This is a genomic window from Cobetia sp. SIMBA_158 (genome assembly GCF_046566945.1).
In the GTDB taxonomy this organism is placed as follows: domain Bacteria; phylum Pseudomonadota; class Gammaproteobacteria; order Pseudomonadales; family Halomonadaceae; genus Cobetia; species Cobetia amphilecti.
The window spans coordinates 1-254 of sequence record NZ_JAWJYL010000706.1 but is presented as its reverse complement, the minus strand read 5'-3'; the positions used below and the strand labels follow the sequence as shown (position 1 = coordinate 254).

Here is a 254-nt window from a genome sequence, read left to right as displayed (position 1 = left end):
CCCGGGTCGTTATTCATGCCGACGAGTCAGTTGCCGTCAACGACAACGGTCGTGGTGTGCCGGCCGAGATCCATGAAGAGGAAGGCGTCAGCGCAGCGGAAGTCAGCATGACCGTGCTGCACGCAGGCGGTAAGTTCGATGACACCTCCTACAAGGGCTCCGGCGGTCTGCACGGTGTGGGTGTCTCGGTCGTCAACGCGCTATCCGAAGGGCTCAAGATGACCATCTGGCGTCAGGGCAATGTCCACGAGCAG

The 254-nt window shown here is 61.4% G+C and carries 1 protein-coding gene; it reads left to right on the top strand.

The features are described from left to right. On the top strand, positions 1 to 254 hold a 254-nt coding region (locus tag R2R70_RS21650; protein WP_410979145.1), incomplete at both ends, for an ATP-binding protein.